At 68.6% G+C, this 23792-nt stretch carries 22 protein-coding genes; 16 read left to right on the forward strand and 6 right to left on the reverse strand.

From position 1 onward, the window contains the following. Nucleotides 1-100 precede the first annotated feature (100 nt). From GI374_RS00345 to GI374_RS00370, 6 genes are all read left to right on the forward strand, one after another. Complete coding sequence (locus GI374_RS00345) at nt 101-1108, forward strand: ABC transporter substrate-binding protein (RefSeq protein WP_195759789.1); 1008 nt, start codon at nt 101-103, stop codon at nt 1106-1108. A 258-nt stretch (nt 1109-1366) separates the two neighbouring features. After that, a complete protein-coding gene (locus GI374_RS00350; protein ID WP_154335035.1) occupies nt 1367-2380 on the forward strand; it encodes an ABC transporter substrate-binding protein in 1014 nt (337 codons plus the stop codon). A gap of 61 nt (nt 2381-2441) precedes the next feature. Further along, on the forward strand, nt 2442-3230 hold the full coding sequence (locus GI374_RS00355; RefSeq protein WP_154335036.1) for an ABC transporter ATP-binding protein: 789 nt from the start codon (nt 2442-2444) through the stop codon (nt 3228-3230). Nucleotides 3231-3244: 14 nt separating this feature from the next. Continuing rightward, nucleotides 3245-4102, forward strand: a complete 858-nt coding sequence (locus tag GI374_RS00360) for an ABC transporter permease (protein WP_154335037.1) — start codon at nt 3245-3247, stop codon at nt 4100-4102. Nucleotides 4103-4155: 53 nt separating this feature from the next. Then, a complete protein-coding gene (locus GI374_RS00365) occupies nt 4156-6111 on the forward strand; it encodes an NAD(P)-binding protein (RefSeq protein ID WP_154335038.1) in 1956 nt (651 codons plus the stop codon). A gap of 2 nt (nt 6112-6113) precedes the next feature. Next, nucleotides 6114-6866, forward strand: a complete 753-nt coding sequence (locus GI374_RS00370; RefSeq protein ID WP_195759790.1) for an SDR family NAD(P)-dependent oxidoreductase — start codon at nt 6114-6116, stop codon at nt 6864-6866. Nucleotides 6867-6878: 12 nt separating this feature from the next. Here GI374_RS00370 and GI374_RS00375 read toward each other — a convergent pair whose 3' ends face one another. Together GI374_RS00375 and GI374_RS00380 are read right to left on the reverse strand one after the other, a co-directional pair. Beyond that, complete coding sequence (locus tag GI374_RS00375; RefSeq protein WP_195759791.1) at nt 6879-7631, reverse strand: GntR family transcriptional regulator; 753 nt, start codon at nt 7629-7631, stop codon at nt 6879-6881. A gap of 13 nt (nt 7632-7644) precedes the next feature. Next, nucleotides 7645-9741 carry an acetate--CoA ligase family protein gene (locus GI374_RS00380; protein ID WP_154335041.1) on the reverse strand — a complete coding sequence of 699 codons (2097 nt, stop codon included), beginning with the start codon at nt 9739-9741 and terminating at the stop codon, nt 7645-7647. 142 nt (nt 9742-9883) lie between these two features. On the opposite strand from GI374_RS00380, the gene GI374_RS00385 reads away from it, so the two are divergent. Genes GI374_RS00385 through GI374_RS00400 form a run of 4 tightly spaced genes read left to right on the forward strand, consistent with a single transcriptional unit; the run spans nt 9884 to nt 13613 of the window. After that, complete coding sequence (locus tag GI374_RS00385) at nt 9884-10378, forward strand: MaoC family dehydratase (protein ID WP_229582410.1); 495 nt, start codon at nt 9884-9886, stop codon at nt 10376-10378. Between the two features lies 1 nt (nt 10379). Beyond that, nucleotides 10380-11546 (forward strand): acyl-CoA dehydrogenase family protein, encoded by a 1167-nt coding sequence (locus tag GI374_RS00390; RefSeq protein WP_154335042.1) that lies wholly within the window; start codon nt 10380-10382, stop codon nt 11544-11546. A 9-nt stretch (nt 11547-11555) separates the two neighbouring features. Then, nucleotides 11556-12425, forward strand: a complete 870-nt coding sequence (locus GI374_RS00395) for a CoA ester lyase (RefSeq protein WP_154335043.1) — start codon at nt 11556-11558, stop codon at nt 12423-12425. A 3-nt stretch (nt 12426-12428) separates the two neighbouring features. Continuing rightward, a complete protein-coding gene (locus GI374_RS00400) occupies nt 12429-13613 on the forward strand; it encodes an MFS transporter (RefSeq protein ID WP_154335044.1) in 1185 nt (394 codons plus the stop codon). Nucleotides 13614-13654: 41 nt separating this feature from the next. Here the strand turns inward: GI374_RS00400 and GI374_RS00405 are convergent, their stop codons facing one another. Genes GI374_RS00405 through GI374_RS00415 form a run of 3 tightly spaced genes read right to left on the reverse strand, consistent with a single transcriptional unit; the run spans nt 13655 to nt 16396 of the window. After that, nucleotides 13655-14089 (reverse strand): Zn-ribbon domain-containing OB-fold protein, encoded by a 435-nt coding sequence (locus tag GI374_RS00405; RefSeq protein ID WP_154335045.1) that lies wholly within the window; start codon nt 14087-14089, stop codon nt 13655-13657. A gap of 1 nt (nt 14090) precedes the next feature. Next, entirely contained in the window at nt 14091-15251 is a 1161-nt protein-coding gene (locus GI374_RS00410; RefSeq protein ID WP_154335046.1) for a thiolase, read from the reverse strand. After that, nucleotides 15248-16396: an acyl-CoA dehydrogenase family protein gene (locus GI374_RS00415; protein ID WP_154335047.1), complete on the reverse strand. Its 1149-nt coding sequence runs from the start codon at nt 16394-16396 to the stop codon at nt 15248-15250. Before GI374_RS00415 ends, GI374_RS00410 begins: the two co-directional genes overlap by 4 nt. A gap of 180 nt (nt 16397-16576) precedes the next feature. On the opposite strand from GI374_RS00415, the gene GI374_RS00420 reads away from it, so the two are divergent. Genes GI374_RS00420 through GI374_RS00445 form a run of 6 tightly spaced genes read left to right on the forward strand, consistent with a single transcriptional unit; the run spans nt 16577 to nt 22863 of the window. Continuing rightward, nucleotides 16577-18241 (forward strand): AMP-binding protein, encoded by a 1665-nt coding sequence (locus tag GI374_RS00420; RefSeq protein WP_154335048.1) that lies wholly within the window; start codon nt 16577-16579, stop codon nt 18239-18241. A gap of 4 nt (nt 18242-18245) precedes the next feature. After that, on the forward strand, nt 18246-19040 hold the full coding sequence (locus tag GI374_RS00425) for an enoyl-CoA hydratase/isomerase family protein (protein ID WP_154335049.1): 795 nt from the start codon (nt 18246-18248) through the stop codon (nt 19038-19040). 20 nt (nt 19041-19060) lie between these two features. Beyond that, nucleotides 19061-19954: a 3-hydroxyacyl-CoA dehydrogenase gene (locus GI374_RS00430; protein ID WP_370515067.1), complete on the forward strand. Its 894-nt coding sequence runs from the start codon at nt 19061-19063 to the stop codon at nt 19952-19954. Next, complete coding sequence (locus tag GI374_RS00435) at nt 19954-21123, forward strand: thiolase family protein (protein ID WP_154335050.1); 1170 nt, start codon at nt 19954-19956, stop codon at nt 21121-21123. The genes GI374_RS00430 and GI374_RS00435 overlap by 1 nt, the downstream gene beginning before the upstream one ends. Nucleotides 21124-21133: 10 nt before the next feature. Then, nucleotides 21134-22135 carry an aldo/keto reductase gene (locus tag GI374_RS00440; protein ID WP_154335051.1) on the forward strand — a complete coding sequence of 334 codons (1002 nt, stop codon included), beginning with the start codon at nt 21134-21136 and terminating at the stop codon, nt 22133-22135. Beyond that, entirely contained in the window at nt 22132-22863 is a 732-nt protein-coding gene (locus GI374_RS00445; RefSeq protein ID WP_154335052.1) for a glutathione S-transferase family protein, read from the forward strand. Before GI374_RS00440 ends, GI374_RS00445 begins: the two co-directional genes overlap by 4 nt. On the opposite strand, the gene GI374_RS00450 is transcribed toward GI374_RS00445, so the two are convergent. Next, complete coding sequence (locus tag GI374_RS00450; RefSeq protein ID WP_195759792.1) at nt 22860-23702, reverse strand: IclR family transcriptional regulator; 843 nt, start codon at nt 23700-23702, stop codon at nt 22860-22862. The genes GI374_RS00445 and GI374_RS00450 overlap by 4 nt on opposite strands. Between the last annotated feature and the right edge of the window lie 90 nt (nt 23703-23792).

A 23792-nucleotide genomic window follows, 5' to 3' on the forward strand; every position in this document is an offset into this window, starting at 1 on the left:
GGGCAATCAGCATCCCTCGGCGGCCTTGCCGGAGCCGGTCATGCGCATAGACTGGGGAACCGCGGTCATGCCGCGTGTCAGGAGAGGACGGGACATCATCATGAAGAAATTCCGACAACTCGCCGCCAGTGCCGCCGCCCTCGGGCTGACGGCCGGTGCCGCGCTCGCCCAGGAAAGCGTCCATGTCGCCGCGGCCGCCATCAACATCGCGCATGGCCCGATCGCGCTCGCTGCGGCCGATCCGTCGATCTTCAAGGCGCACGGGCTTGATCTCGAGGTGACCGACCTGCGCGGCGCCTCGCCGAACTGCATCGCGGCGCTGCTGTCGCGTTCGGCCGACCTCTGCCAGGTCGGCACCACCACCGGCACCGACGCCATCGCCGAGGGCGCCGATCTGGTCGCCATCGTGGCCGTCTCGGGGCCCAGCGGCGAGGTTATTCTGTCGGACGACACGGTCGAGCGGCTGGGCGTCGCCCCCGACGCGCCGATCGCGGAGCGCATCCGCGCGCTCAAGGGGTTGAGCATCTCGACTGCTGCGCCGGGCTCGGCGCTCTACACGCTCGGCGACGCCATGCTCGGCACCGTGGGCCTGTCGTGGGACGACCTGAACTACCGCACGCTGGGCGAGGTCCCGGCGATGATCGAGTCGATTCGCAACAACCAGCTCGACGGCGCGTTCTGGGTCTTCGGCTCGCTGGCGCAGCTGCTGGTGGACGGCGAGGGCGTGCGCTGGATCAGTCTCGCACGGGGGGATGTCGAGGAATACGAGGGCCTGCCCTTCGTCGCCGTCTTCGCCCGCCGCGACTGGGTCGAGGAGAACCCCGAGCGCGTGGCGGCCGTGCAGGCCGCCTATGCCGATGCGATCGATCGCCTCATCGACGATCCCGAGGCCTCTTCGGCCGCGATCAAGGCCGAGTTCTTCCCCGACATGGACCAGGCCCTCTGGGATGACGGCTACGAGCAGGCGCAGTTGGCCTTCCTGCGCGGCGGCGCCACCACCGAGGCCCTTTGGCAGCGGTTGCTGGATCTGCAGGCCTCCGCCTCGGACAAGGATTACACCGCCGCCTCCTTCGACAAGGTCGTGATCGGCACCGCGCGGGGCGAGTGACAGGAGGATACGGCCGCGGCTTCACCTGCCGCGACCCAGCGCTTGACGCGGCGGCCGCAGGCTGCCGCGTCTTGCTTTCCGTACCCGGGAGGCGATGCAGAACCGTCCAGCATAGAGAATGCCTTTCTTCATGCTGAAAACTTCTTGCCCGCGGCCGCCCGCTCCCCTAGTGTGCCCGGAAGCGGGGATTCGGACGATCGGGAGTGGATCGGACGGCTGACGGAGGATCAGCGGGCGCCCCAGCCAGGGAGGAATGGGATGAGAGCCACAACGCTGACATTTGTGCTGGGCCTGTCGGCCTTCGGTTTTGCCGCGCAGGCGCAGGACGCATCCGCGCCGGACCAGATCCGCATCGCCACTGCATCGACCTCGGTCGCGCACGGGCCGCTGACCATCGCGATGGTCGATCCGACGATCTTCGGCGACAATGGCATCGAGATAAGCGTCACCGACCTGCGGGGCGCGTCGCCGAACTGCATCGCGGCGCTGCTGTCGCGTTCGGTCGAGCTTTGCCAGGTCGGCACGCCGACCGGGGTCGACGCAATCGCCGAGGGCGCCAACCTGCGGGCCATCGCGGTCCTGACCGGCCCGATCAACGAAATCTTCCTGTCGGCGAAGACCGTCGAGCGCCTCGGCGTCGCGCCGGACGCGCCGATCGGGGATCGGATTGCTGCTCTGGAAGGGCTGACGCTGACGACTTCGGCCCCCGGGACGGCGCATTACCTGACGCTCGGTGCGACACTCGAGAAGGCCGGCCTGAGCTTCGACGACATCCATTATGCAACCTTGGGCGACGTGCCGGCGATGATCGAGTCGATCCGCAACGGCCAGATCGACGGGTCGCTCTGGACCATCGGCTCGCTGGCGCCGCTGCTGCAAGACGGCTCCGGCGTGCGCTGGATCTCGATGGCCCGTGGCGACATCGAGGAGTTCTCGACGCTGCCCTACGTCACCGTCTACGCCCGCGGCGACTGGGTCGACGAGAATCCCGAGCTGGTCGAGCGCATTCACCAGTCCTATGCCGACGCTGTCGACGCGCTGAAGAACGATCCGACCGCATCCGAGAAGATCAAGGCCGAGTTCGCGCCCGATCTCGCCCAGGAGCTGTGGGACGACGGCTTCAGCCAGGCGCAGACCGCCTATCTCGACGGCGCCGCCACGACCGCGGAAGCCTGGCAGCAGTCGATCGACATGCAGGCCCGCAGCACCGGCAAGGACTACACCGCCGCGGCCTTCGACAAGGTCGTCATTCCCTCCGCCCGCGCGGAGTGAGCCAGCCGCGCCGGGCCGCGGTGCGGCCCCGCGCCCTTGCGATCAGCCCCGAGGGAACCCGATGCTTCTTGACATCCATGACGTGCATTTCGGCTATCAGAACGAGGTCGAGTTGCTTCAGGGCTTCGACCTGCAGGTCGAGCGCGGGGAATTCGTTGCGTTGCTGGGCCCCTCGGGTTGTGGCAAGTCCACGCTGATGAATCTTGCGGCCGGGCTGCTGCACCCGCTGAGAGGCGATGTCGATTTCGACGGTGCACCCCTGCGGGGGCTGAACCGCGAGGTTGGCTACATGACGCAGGGCGACACGCTGCTGCCCTGGGCGTCGGTCGCCAAGAACATCACCTTGCCGCTCGAGCTGCGAAAGGTTTCGCGCGCCGAGCGCGAGGAGCGGCTGGACCGAGTGATTCGGCTGGTGAACCTCGCCGACGCCAAGGAAAAGTTCCCCTCCGAGCTCTCGGGCGGCATGAAGCGCCGGGCGCTGCTGGCGCGGTCGATCGTCTATGATCCGCAAATGCTGCTGATGGACGAGCCCTTCGGTGCGCTGGACGCGCAGCTGCGCGAGGTCATGCACCAGGAGCTGCTCTCGACCGTGGCCCGCACCGGCCAGAGCGTCCTCTTCATCACCCATGACATCTCCGAGTCGATCCTGCTCGCCGACCGGATCCTCGTGCTTGGCGGCCTGCCGCTGCGCGTGATGGAAGAGATCCGTCCGCCTTACGGCAAGAACCGAGTGCTCGCGCAGGTTCGCAACGAGGAAAGCTACTTCGAGCTGGAACGGCACCTGCGCGAACTGATGCGCGAGGCCGACGCGGAGACCAAGGCCGCCAAGGCGCGGACATTGGCGCATTGAGAGGGAAGCACCAGATGACGGATGCCAGCATGTCCACCGATCACGCCCCCGCTGCCCGCGTTGCCCGTGTTCCCCGCAAGGCGCCGGTGCGGATCAGTCCCACCCGCCGCCGCCTCGAGAACCTTGTGTTGCAGGTCGTGCTGATCGGCGCCTTCCTGCTTCTGTGGGAATACGCCTCGGACCGTTGGGTGCCGAAGCTGATGGTCTCCAAACCCTCGGATATCTGGACGCAGATCGTCCGCTGGCTGGGCGACGGCACCTTTGCGCGCAATCTCTGGGTGACGATCCAGGCCACGGCGCTCGGCTTCCTGCTGGGCGCTTCGGCCGGAATGCTGCTGGGCTTCGTCACCGGCGCCTGGCGTCGTGTGGGCGAGGTGCTGCAGCCGATCGTGACGGCGTTTTACACGCTGCCGCGCCTCGCGCTGGCGCCACTGTTCCTGATGTGGTTCGGCCTGGGGATGGAATTCCGGGTCATGTTCTCGGCCACGATCGTGTTCTTCCTCGTCTACTACAACACCTATTTCGGGGTGCGCGAGGTCAGCAGCGAGCTCATCTCGGCCGTGCGGATCATGGGCGCGAACCAGCTGCAGGTGGCACTGCGGGTCATCATCCCCTCGGCACTGGTCTGGGTGGCAGCGGGGCTGAAGATCTCGGTCCCTTATGCCCTGGTCGGCGTGGTGGTGGCCGAGATGCTCGCCTCGGACGAAGGCATGGGCTACCTGCTGGCCCGAGGCGCCAGCCAGTTCTCGGCGGCGCAGAGTTTCGCGGCCATTGCCGGACTGCTGGTCGTGGCGCTGATCGTGGACTGGCTGATCACCAGGGTGACGGATCGTGCGTTGCGCTGGAAGACGGCAGGCGTGCCGCAGAACTGAACGCTTCTCCTGGCTTGGGTCCCTTCGGGGACCCTTTCTTTTTGCGAGGCAGCATGCCCGATTCCGCCCCGGCGCCCGCGCGCTATGCCCACCTCTTCTCCTCGCTCGATCTCGGACCGCTGCGGCTCAAGTCGCGGGTGATGATGCCGCCGCATTTCTCGGCGATCGGCAACCTCTGGGGATCGGAGGCGGACGCGGCGCGGACCCTCGCCTATCTGGAGGAGCGGGCCGCGGCAGGCGTGGCCTGGGTAACGATCACCGGACGGGTGGGTAACCATTTCATCCCGGGCTTCGAGCCCTCGGGTCTCTCGGCCGAAACGCTCGGCTTCTTCCGCCTGCCACAGTTCGCCGAACGCTCGCGGCTCGTGACCGAACGCCTTGCGGCACATGAAACGCATGTGCTGATCCAGATGACGATGATCGGCGGCTATCCGAACGCGCCATCCGAGGTGCTGTCGAACCCGGTCGCGAACGCCCATCCGCATGTGATGACGCCTCGCGACATCGACGCGATCGTCGAGGAATACCGCCACTCCGCGCGGATGGTCGCAGAGACGCCGCTGGCGGGCGTCGAGATGCATTTCAATCACGACGATCTGGTGGAGCAGTTCCTCTCGCCCCTCACCAACACCCGCACCGACGACTACGGCGGCAGCTTCGAGAACCGCCTGCGCTTCGCCCGCCGCCTGCTCGCCGCGGTGCGCGAGGAGCTGCCGGGGCGGGTCGTCGGCATCCGCCTCAATGCTTTCGAGGAGATGCCGGGCGGCTACGACGCCGAAGAGGGTATCCGCATCGCCGCCGCCCTGTCGGAGACGGGCGTGGACTACGTCTCAGTCGTGGTCGGCTCGCATTGGGGCAGCCCGAGCTACATCCAGCCGCAGCAATATGATCCCGGCCAGTGGTCGGCCTGTGCCGGGGCGATCCGGCAGGCGGTCACGGTGCCTGTGGTCTATACAGGGTTGGTCGATCACCCCGATCTGGCCGAGGGCATCCTCGCGCGCGGCGATGCGGATGTGGTCGGCATGGCGCGCGCGCAGGTGGCCGACGGGCAGTTGCTGGCGAGGGCGCGGGAGGGCAAGACCGACCTGATCCGCCCCTGCATCGCGGCGAACGACTGCATCAACCGCCGCTATGTGGACGGGCTGCCCTTTGGCTGCGCGGTCAACCCGATGGCTGCCAAGGAGCTGGAGGGGCCGATCCCGAAGGCCGTCTTGCCGCGCGAGCTGCTGGTGGTCGGCGGCGGTCCCGCGGGAATGGAGCTCGCGGCGCTCGCGGCCGAGAGCGGGCATCGCGTCCGGCTCTGGGAGGCGGCGTCGGAGCTTGGCGGCCAACTGCGCATCGCCACCCGCGCGCCCCGCTACGAGCGGCTGGCGCGGTTCCTCGACTGGCAGACGGCGCGACTCGAGCGGCTGGGGGTTGAGGTGACACTGAACCGGCGGGCGGAAGCCGATGACCTGCTGGCCCCTGAGGTCGTGGCGATCGCCACCGGCGCCGCCGGCCGCCGCCCGCCGGTGCCCGGAGCCGAGGCGGCCCTCGAAGCGCGCGACATCCTGAACGGCACGGTCACGCCGGGCCGCCGGGTGCTGGTCGTGGCTGAGGAGGACCACATGCAGCCGCTGGCCCTCGCTGATCATCTGGCGACGCGCGGGCATGAGGTGGTGCTGGTCTACGGCACCAACACGCCCGCGATCCTGCTCGGCCGCTATTCCATCGGCGGGCCACTCGCCCGGCTGGACGAGATGGGCGTTGAGATCAGGGCCATGGAGAAGGTGACGACGATCGGCCCGGACTGGGTCGAGACGATGCAGATCTACTCCAAGCGGCGCACGCGGCTGGACGGCTTCGACAGCATCGCGCTGGCCTGCGGCGGGCGGTCGGACTCGGCGCTCTACGACGCCTTGTCCGAGCGGCGGGGCGATGTGCATCTGCTGGGCGACGCCTTCGCCCCGCGCCGCATGGTCTTCGCCACGCGGCAGGCCTACGCCCTCGCTCGCATCCTTGCGGCATGAGGATGCGCGTGATCGTCACCGGCGCAGCCTCGGGGATCGGGCTCGCAACGGCGAAGCGTTTCGCCGCTGCCGGGGCGCGCGTGCTGATGGCCGACCGCGACGCTGCGGTGCGGGAGCGCGCCGCCGAGGTGCCCGAGGCGGTCGCGTCGGTCGGCGACCTCGAGCAACCCGAGACCCCTGCCCGGATCGTCGCGGCGGCGGTGGAGGCTCTTGGCGGGCTCGACGTGCTTGTCTCCAACGCCGGGGTCAACCTCAAGGCGGCCCTGGCCGAGTTCACCGTGGAGGAATGGGACCGGGTGCAGGCGGTGAACACTCGCGCTACGTGGGCGCTGGGCGTGGCCGCGCTGCCGCATCTGCGCGAGAGCGGCGGCAGCATCGTCGCCACGACCTCGGTTGCCGGCCACAACCCGACGCCGATGTGCGGCGCCTATTCGGTGTCGAAGGCGGCGCAGATCATGCTGGTGCGGCAGATGGCGCTCGAATGGGGGCCGTTGGGCGTGCGAGCCAACTGCGTCTCGCCGGGCTCGGTCCCCACGAGCATGTCGCCCGAACGTTACCAGACCGAAGAGGGACTGGCGCTCGCGCGCTCGCGCAACCCGCTGGGCCGCCTCGGCACGCCCGAGGACATCGCCGAAGCTATCTTCTATCTCGCAAGCCCGGCCGCCGCCTTCATCACCGGCGCGGAGATCGTGGTCGATGGCGGGATGCAGGTCACGCTGGCGCAGCGTGGCGCCGCAGGGCTGACGCGGAGCTGACGACGAACCCGCCTAGGCCGCCGCCGCGGCTGCGCCACGGCGATCCAGTGCCAGGCGCACCTTGTAGCGGCTGGCGGGGAAGCTCACGAGGCCGATCTCGACCAGATCCCCCTCGCTCGAATAGAATTTCGAGCGAACGAAGAGCGAGGGCGAGTCGACCGGAACGCTCAGCCGCGAGGCGATGTTGGCGTCGACCAGCGTCGCCTCGATCTCCTGCTCGACCCGGCTGATGACGATGCCGTGGCGGCGCTCGATCAGGCTGAAAAGCTCGCCCTCGGCGCCGAAGCTCTCGATCACATCGGCAAAGCGCGGCAGGACATAGACCTCGGAATAGGCGAAGGGCGCCGCCTGCCCCTCACGGTGACGGAGGAGCCCCAGGCGCACCCATTCGCTGCCAGCGGGAATGTCGAGCCGCCGGGAGAGCTTGTCGTCCACGATGACCGTCTCGGTAGTGAGGATCGTGGCCTTGGTGATCTTGGCGTAGTCCAGCAACTCCTCGGCCGAGCGGACCGCGTTGACGAAGGCGCTTTCGGGGCTGGCGTTGACCAGCACCGACCGCGCCCCGCGCCGACGCTTGATGTAGCCGAGGTCCTGCAGTTCCCGCAGCGCCTCGCGCACCGTGTTGCGCCCGACCTGGAACCGCTCGACCAGCTCCATTTCGGTCGGAAAGGGCGAGTCCAGCGTCCACTTGCCGCCCTGTATTTCGCTCACGAGGGTCGAGGCGATCTGGCGATAGCCGATGGTCCTGGGCTTCCGTCCGGTCAAGGGTCTCTCCGGCCTAGTCATCCTTCGCGGCGAGGAAGATCTTCGCGTCCACGGCGCAAACGCCTTGCTCCATGACGAAGAGGGGATTGATGTCAAGGCTTTCGAGTTGCGGGTTGTCGAGCGCGATCTGGCCCACGGCCAGAGCGGCCGCGATCAGCGCTTCCCGGTCCGGCTTCTGGCCGCGGTAGCCGTGGAGCAGCTTGCCGAACCTCGTGCGGTCGAGCGCGGCACCCAGCTCCTCCTTCGTGAAGGGCGGGGCGAGGACCGCGGTGTCGCCCAGAAGCTCGACCAGGATGCCGCCCGCGCCGACCACGATCATCGGCCCGAGGACCGGGTCGCGCTGGACCCCGACGATGGCCTCCAGCCCGCCGCCCATCATCTCCTCGACCAGCAGCCGGTCGGCGCCGGGATCGGCCGTGGCGAGATTGGCGCGGACGCGACCGATGGCGGCCTCCAGATCGGCGTCGCTCCGCAGGTTGAGCGCGACCAGCCCATGCTCGGATTTGTGCGCGATCTTGTCGGAGAGGCCCTTAACGACCAGCGGGCGCTGCAGACCGGCGAATGCTTCCAGCCCCTCGTCGGGCTTCAGCACATGCGACTGCGGCACGCGAAAGCCCAGGCCGGCGATCACCGACTTGCTGGCCGCCTCGTCAAGAAGCCCTTCGCCCTTGGGCAGGGAGCCCGCGCCGGGGGCATGGGGCGTCGGCTCCGTCCGCGGCCCGCGCCACCGGGCCAGAAGCTCCATTGCCTGGAAGAGAGGGCGCGGGTCCTCCGACACGGTGATGCCGTGGCGTTGGAACTCGGCCTTCTCCGCCGGGTCCACCTCGGGAGAGGCGATGTAAACCTGCGGGAAGCCCGCAGCCTTGGCATCGAGAATCATCTGCGTGACGCCGCGGCGGATATCGTCCTTGAGCAGCGCGAGACCGAAGATCAGCTGATTGAAATCGTCACGGCGGAAGATGTCGATGATCGTCGGGATGAGCGCGTTCTGCGCCGCGATGTCATAGGGATTGACCGGATGGCTCTGCGTCGGCAGTGCGGTCAACTCCGCCGCGGCGGCAGGCGAGGGGTCGACCAGCGTCAGCCCGCAGCGCGCCATCTCGTCGGCCGCGAGCGCCGCGAAGCCGCCCGAGATCGAGACGATGCAGGGCTTCGCCGGCTCGGCCAGGGGCCACTCCTGGCGCATGACCAGCTCGGTCACGGCAGCCAGCGTCTCGACCGTTTCGGCCACCAGCACCCCCTCGCGCTCGAGAAAGGCCACGGTGTTTCGGTAGCTGCCGGCGATGGCGCCGGTATGCGACAGCGCAGCCTTCTGGCCGCTGTCCGACTGGCCGATCTTCAGCGCGATGACCGGCTTTCCGGCGGCGCGGCAGAGGGCGAGGCTGTCCTTCAGTCCCTGCGGGTCACGCACGGTCTCGAGGAAGAGCACGATCACGTCCGAGTCGGGATCGGCAGCCATGTAGGCCAGGTAGTCGGCGACGTTCAGGATCAGTTCGTTGCCGCAGGTCACGGTCTTCGAGATGCCGATCCCGCGCGGCGTCATCTTCGACAGGATGGTCGAGACCATCGCGCCGCTTTGTGAGATCACCGCGACATTGCCCCCCTTGACGCGTCCCGCGAACTGAAACGCCGGCGCGATGGCAAGCGCCTGGCCGTCCTTGACGTTGGCCAATCCGTTGGTGTTGGGGCCGGTGATCGCCATGCCGTAGTCGCGCGCAGCGGCGATCACACGGGCGTCGCGCTCGATGCCCTTGCCGCCAGCCTCGCCGAACCCTTGCGCGACCAGCACCACCGCCTTGATGCCGCGGCGCCCGCAGGCTTCGAGCGCCTCGATCGCGGCGTCGGCGGGGACGTTCAGCATCGCCGCCTCGACGTGGTCGGGCAGATCATCGATCGAGGCCACGCAGGGGTGGCCCATGATCTCCTGATACTTGGGGTTCACCGCGACGATGTCGCCCTTGTAGCCGAGGTTGTGCATGGCAACGATGGCCGAGCTGCCGAGCTTGGTCAGGTCCGGCGTGGCGCCGACCACGGCGACTGCGCGCGCGTTGAAGAGCTTGTCGATCGCGGCCACCCGCTCGCCCGTCAGTCCCATCACGCCCCCGTCCATCGCTGATCCCTCAAAGTTGTCCAGATTTCTCTTGGGCAAGCTGCGGCAGGATGTCAATCACCTTGGGCGGTGTGCGCGCTGGAAGTCACAGCTATGCGCGTGTCTTGCCGCTTGACAGGGCTGGGGCTGACAGCCTAGTTGCATGGGCAAGTTGGTCGCGCGGCGTGAGGAGGCCGAGATGGGCAAGTACTACGAAGAACTGGAACCCGGTCAGATCTACAAGCACCAGGTCACGCGCACCGTCACCGATGTGGACAACCTGATGTTCACGGCGCTGTCGCATAACGACCAGCCGCTGCATCTGGACGAGGAGTTCGGCAAGAAGTCGATCTACGGCTCGCGCGTCGTCTCCAGCCTCTACACGCTCGCCTTCACCAACGGCGTCGCGGTGCGCACGCTGACGCTCGGCACGCTGATCGGCAATCTCGGCTACGAGCAGATTCGCTTCCCGAACCCGGTGCGGATCGGCGACACGCTCCGCAGCGAATCGGAAGTGATCGAGGTTCGCCCGAGCAAGAAGTATCCCAACGCCGGCGTCGTCACGATGGAGCATCGCGGCTACAATCAGCGTGACGAGGTGGTCTGCATCGCCCGTCAGGTCGGGCTGATGAGTAAGCGCCCGGCCGAGGCCGAATAGCATGGACTTCGCGGGCTCGGACGACCACCGCATCCTCGGGGACGCGATCGACGCGTTGATGCGCGACTTCCCCGACGATTACTGGATGAAGAAGGACCGCGCGCACGAGTTCCCCTGGGAGTTCTACAACGCGTTTGCCGCGGCGGGTTTCCTTGGCCTGATCGTGCCAGAAGAATATGGCGGCGCAGGCCTCGGCCTGGCCGAGGGCGCGCTGGTCCTGTCGCGCGTCGCCGGCTCCGGCGGGGCGCTGTCCGCGGCGACCTCGGTCCATGTCTCGCTCTTCGGGATGACTCCGGTCATCAAGTTCGGCAGCGAGGAAATGAAGCAGAAATACCTGCCGCCGCTGGTCGCGGGCGACCTGCATGTCTGCTTCGGCGTGACCGAGCCTGACGCCGGGACCGACACGACGAGCATCAAGACCACCGCCGTTCGCGACGGCGACCACTACGTCATCGACGGCCGCAAGGTCTGGACCTCGAAGGCCGAGCAGTCGCAGAAATGCCTGCTGCTGGTCCGCACGACCCCGCTGGAACAGTGCCGCAAGAAGACCGATGGCATGACGCTGTTCCTCGCGGACATCCAGAACCCCGCGGTCACCATCCGTCCAATCCCGAAGATGGGGCGCGAGGCGGTCGGCTCCTGCGAGGTCTTCTATGACGGCCTGCGCGTGCATGAGAGCGACCGCGTTGGCGAGGAGGGCAGGGGCTTCCACTACCTCCTCGACGGCTTGAACGCCGAGCGTATCCTCGTCGCCTCCGAGGCGATCGCGGTCGGCCGCCGCGCCATCGACAAGGCGGCGCAGTATGCCAAGGAGCGGGTCGTCTTCAACCGGCCCATCGGCATGAACCAGGGGGTGCAGTTCCCGCTGGCCGATTCGCTGGCGCGGCTCGAGGCCGCGGACCTGGTGACGCAGAAGGCGCTTTGGCAATACGACCAGGGGCTGCCCTGTGGCGATCTGGCCAACATGGCCAAGTATCTCGCCACCGAGGCGGCCTTTGATGCCTGCGACCGCGCGGTGCAGACCCACGGCGGCTACGGCTACGCGGCCGAGTACCACGTCGAGCGCTATTTCCGCGAGACCCGCGTTTGGAAGATCGCGCCCATCTCGCAGAACTTCGTCCTGTCCTACATCGCCGAGAAGATCCTCGGCCTGCCGCGCTCCTATTGAGAGGCTCCGATGCGTCCGATCCGCAGCCTGATGTTCGTGCCCGGCCACAAGGACAAGTTCATCGCCAAGATCCCGACGCTGGGCGCGGACGCCATCGTCCTCGACCTCGAGGATTCCGTGCCGGACGCCCTCAAGGTCGAGGCGCGCGAGAAGGTGGCGAGGCTGATCCCCGGCCTCGCGGGCACCGGCCCGCGGCTCTATGTCCGCACCAACCGGGGCCCCCACGCCTATGACGTGGACGACCTGCGCGCGGTCGTGCAGCCGGGGCTGGACGGCATCTTCGTCTCCAAGGCCGAGGACCCGACCGATATCGAATATCTCTCGCGCCTGATCGCCGAGATCGAGCATCGCCGGGGCATGCAGATCGGGTCGGTCCGCCTGATCGTGCCGATCGAGACCGCGAAGGCCGCCGAGTTCGTCTATGACATCGTCAGCAACCCGCGCGTCGCGCATCTGGTGCAGGTGACGGCCAAGGGCGCCGACCTCGAGCGCAACCTCGGCTTCCGCTGGACGCCGGAGGGGACCGAGACGCTCTACCTGCGCTCGCGCGCGGTCGTCGCCGCGCGGGCGGCGGGCAAGCCCTTCATCATCGGCGGCCTCTGGCAGGAGGTGCACGACCTCGACGGCCTCCGCCGCGCGGCCGGGTTCAACAAGACGCTGGGCTTCACTGGCGAGATCGTCCTGCACCCCTCGAACGTGCCGGTGGTGAACGAGATCTACTCACCCGCGGAGGAGGAGTTCGACTTCTACCGCGGCATGATCGCCGCCTTCACCGAGGCCGAGGCAAAGGGTGAGGGCGCGGTGATCTATCGGGGCGAGCATATCGACATTGCCCATGTCCAGACCGCGCGGGCCTTCCTCGCCCTCTGGGGCGGCTGAGCCATGACCGGGGACGCGGTCCGGCGTCCCTTCTGGGTGCTGGCGCTGCTCATCGGCTCGGCGACCATCGGGATGCACATCTTCGTCCCGGCGCTGCCGCAGCTGATCGAGGAATTCCGCATCGATACCGGCCAGGCGCAGCTGACGATCAGCCTCTACATGTTCATCATCGCCGGCGGGCAGCTGGTCTATGGCCCGCTGTCGGACCGCTTCGGGCGGCGGCCGGTGCTGCTGGGCGCGCTCGGGCTCTTCACGCTGGCCGGACTCGCGGCCATGCTGGCGCAGAGCTTCGACGCCCTGCTGCTGGCCCGCATGGCGCAGGCCGCGGGTGGCTGCGCGGGCCTCGTGCTCGGCCGGGCGGTGGTCCACGACACGGCGCAGGGGACCGATGCGGCGCGGACCATCGCGGCGGTGAACTCGGTGCTGCTCATCTCGCCCACGCTCGCGCCGGTGGTCGGCGTCTGGATCGCCAGCACCTTCGGCTGGCGCGGAATCGCGCTGCTGCTGTCGCTTCTCGGCCTCGTCACGATGGCGGGGGTGTCCTTCGGCCTGACCGAGACGGCGGCCAGCCGCGCCGAGCCGATGCGCCGCATCCTGCGGAAGTACCTGGCCCTGATCCGCTCGCGGCCGTTCCTGCTGCAGGTCATTGGCGGTTCGCTCGTCACCACGACGATGTTCGTGCTGCTGACGGCGTCGCCCTTCGTGGCGATGGAGCGGCTAGGCCGGTCGCTGAACGACGCGATGATTTTCTATTCGATCTTCGTGCTCGGGCTGCTGATGGGGAACCTGCAGTCGGGTCGGGTTCTGCGCCGCTTCGGCTTCGCGCGGACCTTCGTCATCATGTCGGGCGTGGGCCTCACCGGGGCGCTGATCTTCCTCGGCGCGGTCACATGGGACGTTCTGACGGTCCCGGTCTTCGTTGTCGCGGGCTTCCTCTACACGCTGATGGCGGGCACGATGGCGCCGTTGACGCTGACCTATGCCGTCGGCCTCTCGCCGGACCTTCGCGGCTCGGCCACCGGCATCTTCGGCGCCTCGCAGTTCACCGTCGGGGCGATCGGCGTGACGGTGGCCGGCTTCGGCAGCGACATCGTGCAACTCGCGGCGGTGGTGCTGGTCTGCTGCGCCGGCATGGCTTTCGCGCTGTATTCGGCGCTGCTGCTGCGGGAGAGACGGGTCGCTGTCTGACGGCACAGGCGGCGCGCGCTCGCACGCACCGCCCTCTGGCTCTACTCACCCAACCGGAACTCCGGCAGCACCACCCCGTCCGACCGCTCGCGCCAGCCGACGACCAGCCGCGCGCCGATCCGCAACTCACCGAGCCTGCAGCCCACGACATTGCTGATCAGCCGCGCGCCGGGCGCTTGGTCCAGATCGACGAGCGCAGGGACATAGGGAAGGTGCCCCTCCATCTCCGGCGTGATGGCCCGTCGGACCACGCTGAAGCTGAAGAGCGTACCCGTGCCGGGCAGATCCGGCCACTCCACCTCCTGCGAGCGGCATTCCGGGCAGAAGGGTGTCGGCGGCATGCGGAAGGCGCCGCAGTTGCCGCAGCGGCAGGCGGTCAGGCGGCGTTGGCGCGCGGCCTCCCAGAAGGGCGCGGTCCAGCGGTCGGTCGCGAGGGTGAAGAGCGCCTCGGGCGGGCTGACGGCGATCTCGGACATCTCAACTCTCCGCCAGGATCAGGCCGCTCATCGGCGCGTTGGAGGGGCCGCCGGTCACGAGCGCAAGTTCGGCCCCGGCGATCTGGTGGTGCGCGGTGCCGCGCATCTGCTCGACCGCCTCGCGGATATGGGTCATGCCCCAGACATAGGCCCCTGACAGCTGCCCGCCGTCGGTGTTGATGGGCAGGCTGCCGCCGCGCCGGATCGCGCCCGAGAGCACGAACCCGCCCCCCTCGCCGGGCTTACAGAAGCCGTAATCCTCGAGCTGGGCGATCACCTGCGGGGTGAAGTGGTCGTAGATCTGCGCCACGTCGATGTCCTCCGGCCCCACGCCCGTCTGGGCGTAGAGATCGCGGGCCACGCTGCGATGGCCCGAGGACAGGAACTGCCCCGCCGGCATGTTCATCCAGTAGAGCGACCGACCCCAGCCCCGCTCGCCGCCATGCGTGGACCCTTGCACGATCACCGGCTTGCGGCGCAGGTCGCGGGCGCGCTCGGTCGAGGTGACGAGGACCGCGATCGCACCGTCCGACTCGAGACAGAAGTCATAGAGACAGAGCGGATCGGCGATCGGCGGCGCGCTGAGGTAGAGGTCCATGTCCAGCGGCTTCTTCATCAGCGCCAGCGGATGCTCCATCGCGTTCTCGCGTGCGTTGATCGCCACCGCGCCGAACATCTCGCGCGTGTAGCCGTAGTCATGCATCTGCCGTTGGGCCAGCAGCGCGAACATGTGCCCCGGCCCGATCAGCCCGGCAGCCTCGAAGAAGGCGTTCGCCGGCGTGCGGTCGTAGCTTTTCGTGATCGACCCGAAGCGGACCTCGCCCTGCTGGTTGCCGCCGACGACGATCACGTGCTTCGCCAGGCCGGCGACCACTGCCGCGGCGGCCAGCCCCACCGCCCCGGCCGAGCCGCCGCCGGAGCCGGTCAGCATGGCCGAGAAGCGCAGTTCGGGGATGCCCAGCGTCTCCATCAGATAGGAGGAGTCGAAGCCGCCCGAGTAATAGGCAAGGCCGTCCACCTCCGTCACCTCAAGCCCGGCGTCGGCGCAGGCGGCGATGATCGCCTGGCCCACGAGTTCGTTCATCGTGCGCGGCGCCGACTGTCCTCGCTTCCAGTAAGGCGTGGCGCCGAGACCCGCGATGGCGGTCTTGCGGCGGATCATGGGGCACCCTTCAGCACGGCGCGGCCGATGACCAGTTGCTGCACTTCCGATGCGCCTTCGTAGATACGCGCGGCACGCACCTCGCGGTAGAGTTGCTCGATGATCGAGCCTCGCGTGACGCCCAGCCCGCCCCAGAGTTGGACCGCCCGGTCCACGGCGCGTCCCGCGTTCTCGGTCCCCACCAGCTTCGCCATCGAGACCTCGCGCGTGCAGCGCCCGCCGGTGGTGTCCTTGGCCCAGGCCGCGCGATAGACGGCGAGCGCCCCGAGCTCGATCTCGACGTTCATCGCGGCGATCTGGTCCTGGACCCCCGCCAGTTCCGCCATCGGTGCCCCGAAAAGCCCGCGCTCGCGCACCCGGGCCACGGTCTCGTCGAAGGCGCGGCGGGCGAGGCCGATCGAGAAGGCGCCGACCGAGGTGCGGAAGGTGTCGAAGACCCCCATCGCCAGGTGGAAGCCGCGCCCGGCCTCGCCGATCAGGGCGGAGGCGGGAATGCGGCAGTTGTCGAAGCGCAGCGGGCCAGCAGGATGGGCGGCAATCAGGGCCGTTGCCTCGCCGGCGATCAGGCCGGGGGTGTCGGCCGGGACTGAGAAGGCCGAAAGTCCGCGTGCGCCGGGGGCCTCGCCGGTGCGGGCCAGCACGACATAGTGGTCGGCGAAGGGCGCGTTCGAGATATAGGCCTTCTCACCGTTAAGCACATAATCGTCGCCGTCGCGCGCGGCCGTGGTTTCCAGCCCCGCCACGTCCGAGCCCGATCGCGGTTCGGTCAGGGCGAAGGCGGCGATCTTGCTGCCGTCGCGGAAGCCGTCGAGCAGCGCCTTCTGCGCCGCGTTGCCGGCCTGAACGATGGCGCCCGCACCGATCCCCTGCATCGCCAGCACGCAGTCGGCCAGCGCCGAGTGGTAGCCGATCCCCTCGCGCGCGAGGCAGACGGCGCGCAGGTCGATGGCCTCGCCCTCGCGGGGAACGACGAGGTCGAGGAACCCGGCCTGCGCCAGCGAGGCCGCGACCTCGCGGCAGGCTTCGGGCAGGCTGGCCTCCGTGACCTCATGGTCATGCACGGGGCTGCGCCAGGCGGCGACGCGCTCGGCGATCTCATGGTGGCGCGGCTCGAAGAACGGCCATTGCCAGAGTGTCCAGTCCATCGTTCCTCCTCCGCGCGCAACCGCTGCGGCCGCCGTTCTATCGCAATACCGAAACATCTTCTACATGAAGAATTACGCTTGCCCAGACAAGCCGTGCTTGCTAGAGGTTCCGCCGGAGGAGCCATGGCGCGACGGCCATGCGCCGGTCCGGTCCGCCGGCCGAGGATGGGAGCTTGACCGATGTCGGTGCTGACCTACCCGCATTTCACCCCGCATTTCCCGCGCGACATGTGGGTTCTGCCCAGGGTGCTGGAGCATCAGGCCGTCCACCGCGCCGACCGCCCCTGCATCCAGTGGACCGACGAGGGCGAGATCCTCACCTTCGCCGAGGCCAACGCCCGCGTGAACCGGCTGGCGCATGGCCTGGCCGCGGCGGGGATCGGCAAGGGCGACCTGGTCGTCCTCTACCTCCCCAACAGCCTCGAATTCGTGCTGCTCTGGTGGGCGCTGCAGAAGATCGGCGCGGTCGAGGTGCCGGTCGGCCCGGTGCAGAAGGGCGCCTTCCTCGTGCATCAACTCAATCTCTCGAAGGCGAAGACCATCGTCACCTGCGCCGAGCTGCTGCCGCGCCTGGTCGAGGTTGAGGCCGAGGTGCCGCATCTGACGCGCTGCTACCTGCTGGACGAGGCGGAGCCCGCGCTGGGCCGGGTCGAAACCCGCGCCTTCGACGAACTCTGGACCGACAACACCGCCAACCCCGGCGTGGAGGTCACACCGCAAGACCGGGCGGCGATCATCTACACCTCGGGCACCACCGGCTGGTCGAAGGGGGTCGATATGCCCCATTCGCAGTTCTACTTCTTCGCGGAGGAGGACGTGCAGCTTGTCGGCCTGACCGAGGATGACGTCTACATGACGGCGTTCCCGTTCTTCCACGGCAACGCCCAGTTCCTGACCATCTATCCCTGCCTGATCGCGGGCGCCCATTGCGTCCTCTACCCCAAGTTCTCGGCTTCGGACTATTTCGGCCGCGCGCGGCGCTCTGGTGCCACGGTGTCGAACCTGATCGGCGCCACGATGGCCTTCATCTGCGCCACGCCGCCCTCGCCCGAGGACCGCGACCACAAGCTGCGGACGATCTATGCCGCGCCCTTGGCCTTCGATCTGGCGAGGGAGTTCACCGAGCGTTTCGGCGAGATCGAGTTCGTGGACGGGTTCGGCCAGACCGAGATCTCGAACATCTTCCAGACCCCGCGCGGCGCGAAGCGGCCGGAAGGCGCGTCGGGCGTGCTGATGGATCAGTGGTTCGAGGTCCGCCTCGCCGATCCCGAGACCGACGAGCCGGTGGCCGAGGGCGAGATCGGCGAGCTGCTGATCCGCCACAAGCATCCGGGCACCATCTCCAGCGGCTATTATGGCCAGCCGGACAAGACGGTCGAGACCTGGCGCAACCTCTGGTTCCACACTGGCGACGCCATGCGCCGGGATGAGAACGGCTGGTATTTCTTCGTGGACCGCGTGAAGGACGCGCTGCGCCGGCGCGGCGAGAACATCTCCTCCTTCGAGGTCGAGAGCGTCATCCGCACCTTCCCCGGCGTGGCCGAGGTCGCGGTGATCGGCGTGCGTGCCGACGAGAAGGCGGGCGAGGACGAGGTGAAGGCCTGCATCATCATGCGCGACGGGCAGACGCTCGACCACGCGGCGCTGATCGCCTGGTGCGACGATCGCATGGGGTCGCATATGGTGCCCCGCTACATCGAGGTGATGGACAGCCTGCCGCAGACACCCTCCGAGAAGGTCAAGAAGAAGGACCTGCGCGAGCGTGGCGTGACCTCCGAGACCTGGGACCGGAACCGCGCCGGTGTGCGCTTGGGCTCTGAAGGAAAGGCGGTGCGGAGTGCCTGACGGGATGCAACCGAACGGAGCCGAGGCGATCGTCGTCACCCGCGAGGGCGCGGTCGCGGTTCTCACGCTGAACCGCCCGCAGCGGATGAACGCGATCAACAACGCGATTCGCGGCGGTCTGCCGGACGCGCTCGCCGCGTTGGACGAGGACCCCGAGGTGCGGGCCATCGTCATTCATGGCGGCGAGGGCCGCGGTTTCTGCGTCGGCGCCGACATCACCGAGCCGCGCGCCCCGCGCAGCCCCGTAGCCGTGCGCCGCGAGATGATGGGGCGGGCCTGGGTCGATTCCTTCGACCGCTGCGCCACGCCCGTCATCGCCGCGGTCCACGGCTTCTGCCTCGGCGGGGGCCTCGAGATCGCGCTCGCCTGCGACATCCGCATGGCCTCGCCCGACGCGAGCTTCTCGCTGCCCGAAACCGGGCTCGGCCTGATCCCCGGCGCGGGCGGCACGCAGCGGATGCATCGCATCCTCGGCCTCGGGCGCACGCTGGACCTGCTGCTGACCGGCGACCGGATCGACGCCGCGGAGGCGCATCGCATCGGCCTCGTCACGCGGCTGGCGAAGGACCGTGAAAGCCTGCTGGCCGAGGCAGTGGAGCTGGCTGCGCGCATCGCCGCCCGCGCCCCCGCCGCGACCGTTTACGTCAAGGAAGCCGCGCGCTCCGGCGCCGACCTGCATCTCGCCGCCGGCATGGCGCTGGAACGCAGCCTTTTTGCGCTGCTCAGCGGCACCGCCGACAAGACCGAGGCCGCCGCCGCCTTTGCCGAGAAGCGCCCGCCGCGGTTCACCGGCGAATAATCCCGAAGGAGATCAATTCCGTGCCGACAAACGATCGGATCACCGTGGTGGGGGCCGGCCAGATGGGCCTCGGCATCGCTCACGGCTTTGCTGTCGCCGGCCATCCGGTCGTGCTGGTGGATGTGAGCGAGGGGCAGCTGGAGAAGGCGAAAACCGCCATCCTCGGCATCATCGACGAGGGCGTGAAGCGCGGCAAGGTCGACGCCGCCATGCGCGGCCAGGTCGAGGGCGGGCTGACCCTTTCGAAGGATCTCGCGGCAGCCTCCGCCGGGGCCGATCTGGTGGTCGAGACGGCGACCGAGAACCTCAAGATCAAGCTCGACATCCTCAAGACCGCCGCCGACGCAGCCGGCGAGGACGCGGTCATCGCCACCAATACCTCGGCGCTGTCGATCACCGAGCTCGCCTCGGCGGTCAACAATCCCGGCCGGGTGATCGGGATGCATTTCTTCAACCCGGTCCACAAGATGAAGCTCTGCGAGGTCATTCGGGGCCTGCAGACCACCGACGAGACCGTGACCCGCACCCGCGCCTGGGCCGAGGGGATGGGCAAGACCCATATCCTCGTCAACGAGGCGCCTGGCTTCACCACCAGTCGCATGTCCGCCATGCTCGGCAACGAGGCGATGTGGATGCTGTCGGAGGGCGTCGCCACGGCTGAGGACATCGACACCTCGCTGCGGCTGGCGTTCAACCACCCGATGGGGCCGCTGGAACTGGGCGACCTGACCGGCTGGGACACGCGCCTTTCGGTGCTGCACTACCTCCACCAGACGCTGGGCGAGAAGTTCCGGCCCTGCCCGCTGATCTCGAAGATGGTCAAGGCCGGCCGCTACGGCCGCAAGGTCGGGCATGGCGTCTACAGATACGAGGACGGGCAGAAGGTGCCCGGCTCGGGGCTGAGGCCGGTCTGATGCGCAACGTCGTGATCGTGGATGCCGTCCGCACGCCGGTCGGCCGCTTCCGGGGCGCGCTGGCGCCGGTCCGTGCCGACCACCTCAGCGCCGTGGTGCTGCGCGCGCTGGCCGAGCGCAACGGGCTCGATCCGGCGTTGGTCGATGACGTGATCTTCGGCTGCGTCACCCAGATCGGCGAGCAGAGCGCCAACATCGGCCGCACCGCGCTGCTGTCGGCGGGCTGGCCGGAGACCGTGCCGGGCCTGACGGTAGACCGCAAATGCGGCTCGTCCGAGGTTTCGGTGCATCTCGCCCACGCGATGATCGCCGCGGGGCAGGCGGACATCGTGGTCGCAGGTGGGGCCGAGGCGATGAGCCGGGTGCCGATGGGCTCGAACCGCGACATCCACGGCGAGCCGTTCGGCCACAAGTGGCTCGACCGCTACGAGCTGACCTCGCAGGGCGAGGGGGCCGAGCGCATCTGCGACCGCTGGCAGCTGACCCGCGAGATGCTGGACGATTACGCCTTCGCCAGCCATCAGCGCGCGGCAGCGGCCGCCGATGCCGGGCGCTTCGACGACCAGATCGTGCCGGTCGACGTGGCTGAATGGGGCGAGAAGGACGCCGAGATCACGGTCCCTGTCCTCGGCGCCGACCAGACCATCCGCCGCGACACCAGCCGCGAGAAGCTCGCCACGCTGAAGACCAGCTTCCGCCCGGACGGCCGGGTGACGGCCGGCAACGCCTCGCAGATCTCGGACGGAGCCGCCGCGCTGCTGCTGATGGAGGAGGCGACGGCCCGGCGGCTGGGCCTGCGTCCGCGTGCGCGAGTGGTGCAGGCGACGACGGTGGGCTCGGACCCGGAACTGATGCTGACGGGGCCAGTGCCGGCGACGGCGAAGGTGCTGGATCGTGCCGGTCTCGCTCATGACGACATCGACCTCTACGAGGTGAACGAGGCCTTCGCGCCGGTGCCACTGATGTGGCTCAAGGAAACCGGAGCCGACCCGGCGAAGCTGAACGTCAACGGCGGTGCCATCGCGCTCGGCCATCCGCTCGGCGGCTCGGGCGCGCGGCTGATGACAACGCTGTTCCATGAGCTTGAGCGTCGCGGCGGTCGCTACGGCCTTCAGACGATGTGCTGCGCCGGCGGTCTCGGGACCGCCACGATCATCGAACGGCTGTGAGGGGGACGCGATGAGACAGGTCGCACTCGGCAATTCCGGCATCTCCTGCGGCGCCCTCGGCCTCGGCTGCATGGGCATGTCCGAGTTCTACGGCCCGCCGCAGGACGAGGCGGTGTCGCAGGCCACGCTCAAACGGGCATTGGAACTGGGCGTCACCCTCTTCGACACCTCGGACATGTATGGCCGCGGTCATAACGAGGAGCTGATCGGCCGCTTCGCCCGCGGCAAGCGCGACCGGCTGGTGATCGCGTCGAAATTCGGCGTCGTGCGCGACCCGGACGGTCCCTCGGGCAGCCTCCACGACCGCGAGCTCGACAACTCGCGCGACTACATGCGCCGGACGCTGGAAGGCTCGCTGAGGCGGCTCGGCACCGACGTGGTCGATCTCTACTACGTCCACCGCATGGACGCCCGCCGCCCGATCGAGGACACGGTGGGCGACCTCGCGGAGCTGGTGCAGGAGGGCAAGATCCGCGCCATCGGCCTGTCGGAAGTCGGCCCCGAGATCCTGCGCCGGGCGGCCTCGGTCCATCCGATCGCGGCGTTGCAGTCTGAATACTCGCTCTTCCACCGCGACGTGGAAGCCGAGGTGCTGCCGACCTGCCGGGAGTTGGGCATCACCTTCGTGCCCTACAGCCCCCTCGGCCGCGGTTTCCTGACCGGCGCCATCACGTCGGCCGCCTCGCTCGACGCCAACGACCTGCGCCAGAACGCGCCGCGGTTCCAGGGCGAGAACATGGACCGCAACCTCGCGCTGCTCGAACAGGTGAAGGTCATCGCCGCCGCCAAGAACTGCACGCTGGGGCAGGTGGCGCTGGCATGGCTTTTCGCGCAGGGCGACGACATCGTGCCGATCCCCGGCACCAAGCGGGTGAAATACCTGGAGGAGAACGTGGGTGCGGTGGGTATCCACCTGACCCCCGAGGAGGCCGGCTCGATCAGCGCGATCCTGTCGCCCGAGAACATCGCCGGCTCGCGCGAGTGGAAGGCGCCGGAAGCGGCGCCGCGTTGAGCGCGCCGCGCTTCACGCTCTACGGCAGTCTCAGCCCGAATGTGCAGAAGGCCATCCTCATGCTCGAGGAGGTCGGGCAGCCGTTCAGGATGGTGCCGCTCAACGTCCACCGGGGCGAGCATTTCGCCCCCGAGTTCACCCGTCTGAACCCGCTGCAGCGGGTGCCGGTTCTGGTGGACCATGCCGCCGACGAGCCGCTGGTGATCGCCGAATCCGGTGCGATCCTGATCCATCTGGCCGAGAGCTTCGGCCATCTGCTGCCGACCGAGCCGCGGCGTCGCGCCGAAGTGCTGCAATGGCTCATGTACCAGACGAGCACGGTCGGCCCGGTTTGGGGCCAGCTCAACCATTTCGCCCGTGACGGCAGTCATGATGCCTACGGCCTCGCGCGGTTCGCCTCGGCCGCGCGGCTGGTCTATGACCGGCTGGAGGAGCGGCTCGCTGTCAGCCCGTGGCTCGGCGGGGCCCAGTATTCCGTCGCCGATGTGGCGGTCTGGCCTTGGGTCTCGATCGAGGCGCGGCTCTTCGGCACGCGCTTCCCGCACATGGCGATAGACGCGCCCGGCCATCCGCGCCTGACCGCCTGGTTCCGCCGCATCGAGGCCCGGCCCGCGACGCGGCGCGCAATGGCCCACATCGCGGCGCTGCCCTCGAACCGCAACACCGGCACGGCGGAGCAGGAGGACCGGCTGGTGGGCCGGGGCGCCTTCGCGCGGAGCCTCGATTAACCGGGCAGGGCGCGCGCCGCCTGCCGCGAGAAGCCCTCCAGGTCGCGGATGATGTCCTTGGCGCGCTCGGGGTCGTATTGCCCGGCGAACATGTTTGCCGTCACCGCAAGCGCGGCATGGCCGTCCTGGTCGAGGATCGGCGTCGAAAGCAGCACCGTCCCTTGCGCGAAGTTGCCGGCATCCTCCGCCCAGCCCTGCTCGCGCGCCTCGGCCACCTGCTCCATGAACTCCTTGAAGGTCAGCGGACCGTTCCAGCGGATCGCCTCGAACTGGCGGCGGATCTCGTCCACGCTCATCTCGCTGAAGGCCGCGAAGATGCGGCCGGTGGCGCCGATCAGCAGCGGCAGTCGCTGGCCCACGGCCATCTGGATCCGCATGGAGCTGCGCGGCTGCGCCGCCATGATGAGGATCTTGCGGTCGCGCCCGGTCGGCTGCCACAGCGTCACGGTCACGCCATGCTCCTGCGCCAGCCGCTCCATCGCCGGGCGCACAGTGCCGATGTCGCCGCCGATCGACATCGCCGCCTGCGCGATCCCGAGGATGCCGAGGCTCAGCGTGTAGGTCTTCGACAGCTGCTCGAACTGCACGAAGTCGTAGAGCATCAGCGTCCGCAGGATGTTGAAGGTGGTCGAGGTGTTCAGCCCGGTTTCCTTGGCGATGCGCGAGACGCCCAGCGGCTCGCGGGCGGCGGCCATGAATTGCAGGATCTTGATCGCCGCGACGACCGCGCCGACCATCTTGCCGGAGGACATGGCCTCGCCGTTCGCGGCCGGAGGGCCGCCCCGGCGCTTCGGTGCCGCGACCACGTCGGCGTCGTCGTCGGTCAGGCTGTCGGGCATCACCATCTCACTGCTTCGGGGCGGGCTTTGCCCCTGTATAACCGGATTTCCTATCGAGAACAGGGGAACCATGCGCCCTTCATTCCCGAT

This window comes from Paracoccus sp. S-4012 (assembly GCF_009674885.1).
In the GTDB taxonomy this organism is placed as follows: Bacteria; Pseudomonadota; Alphaproteobacteria; order Rhodobacterales; family Rhodobacteraceae; genus Paracoccus.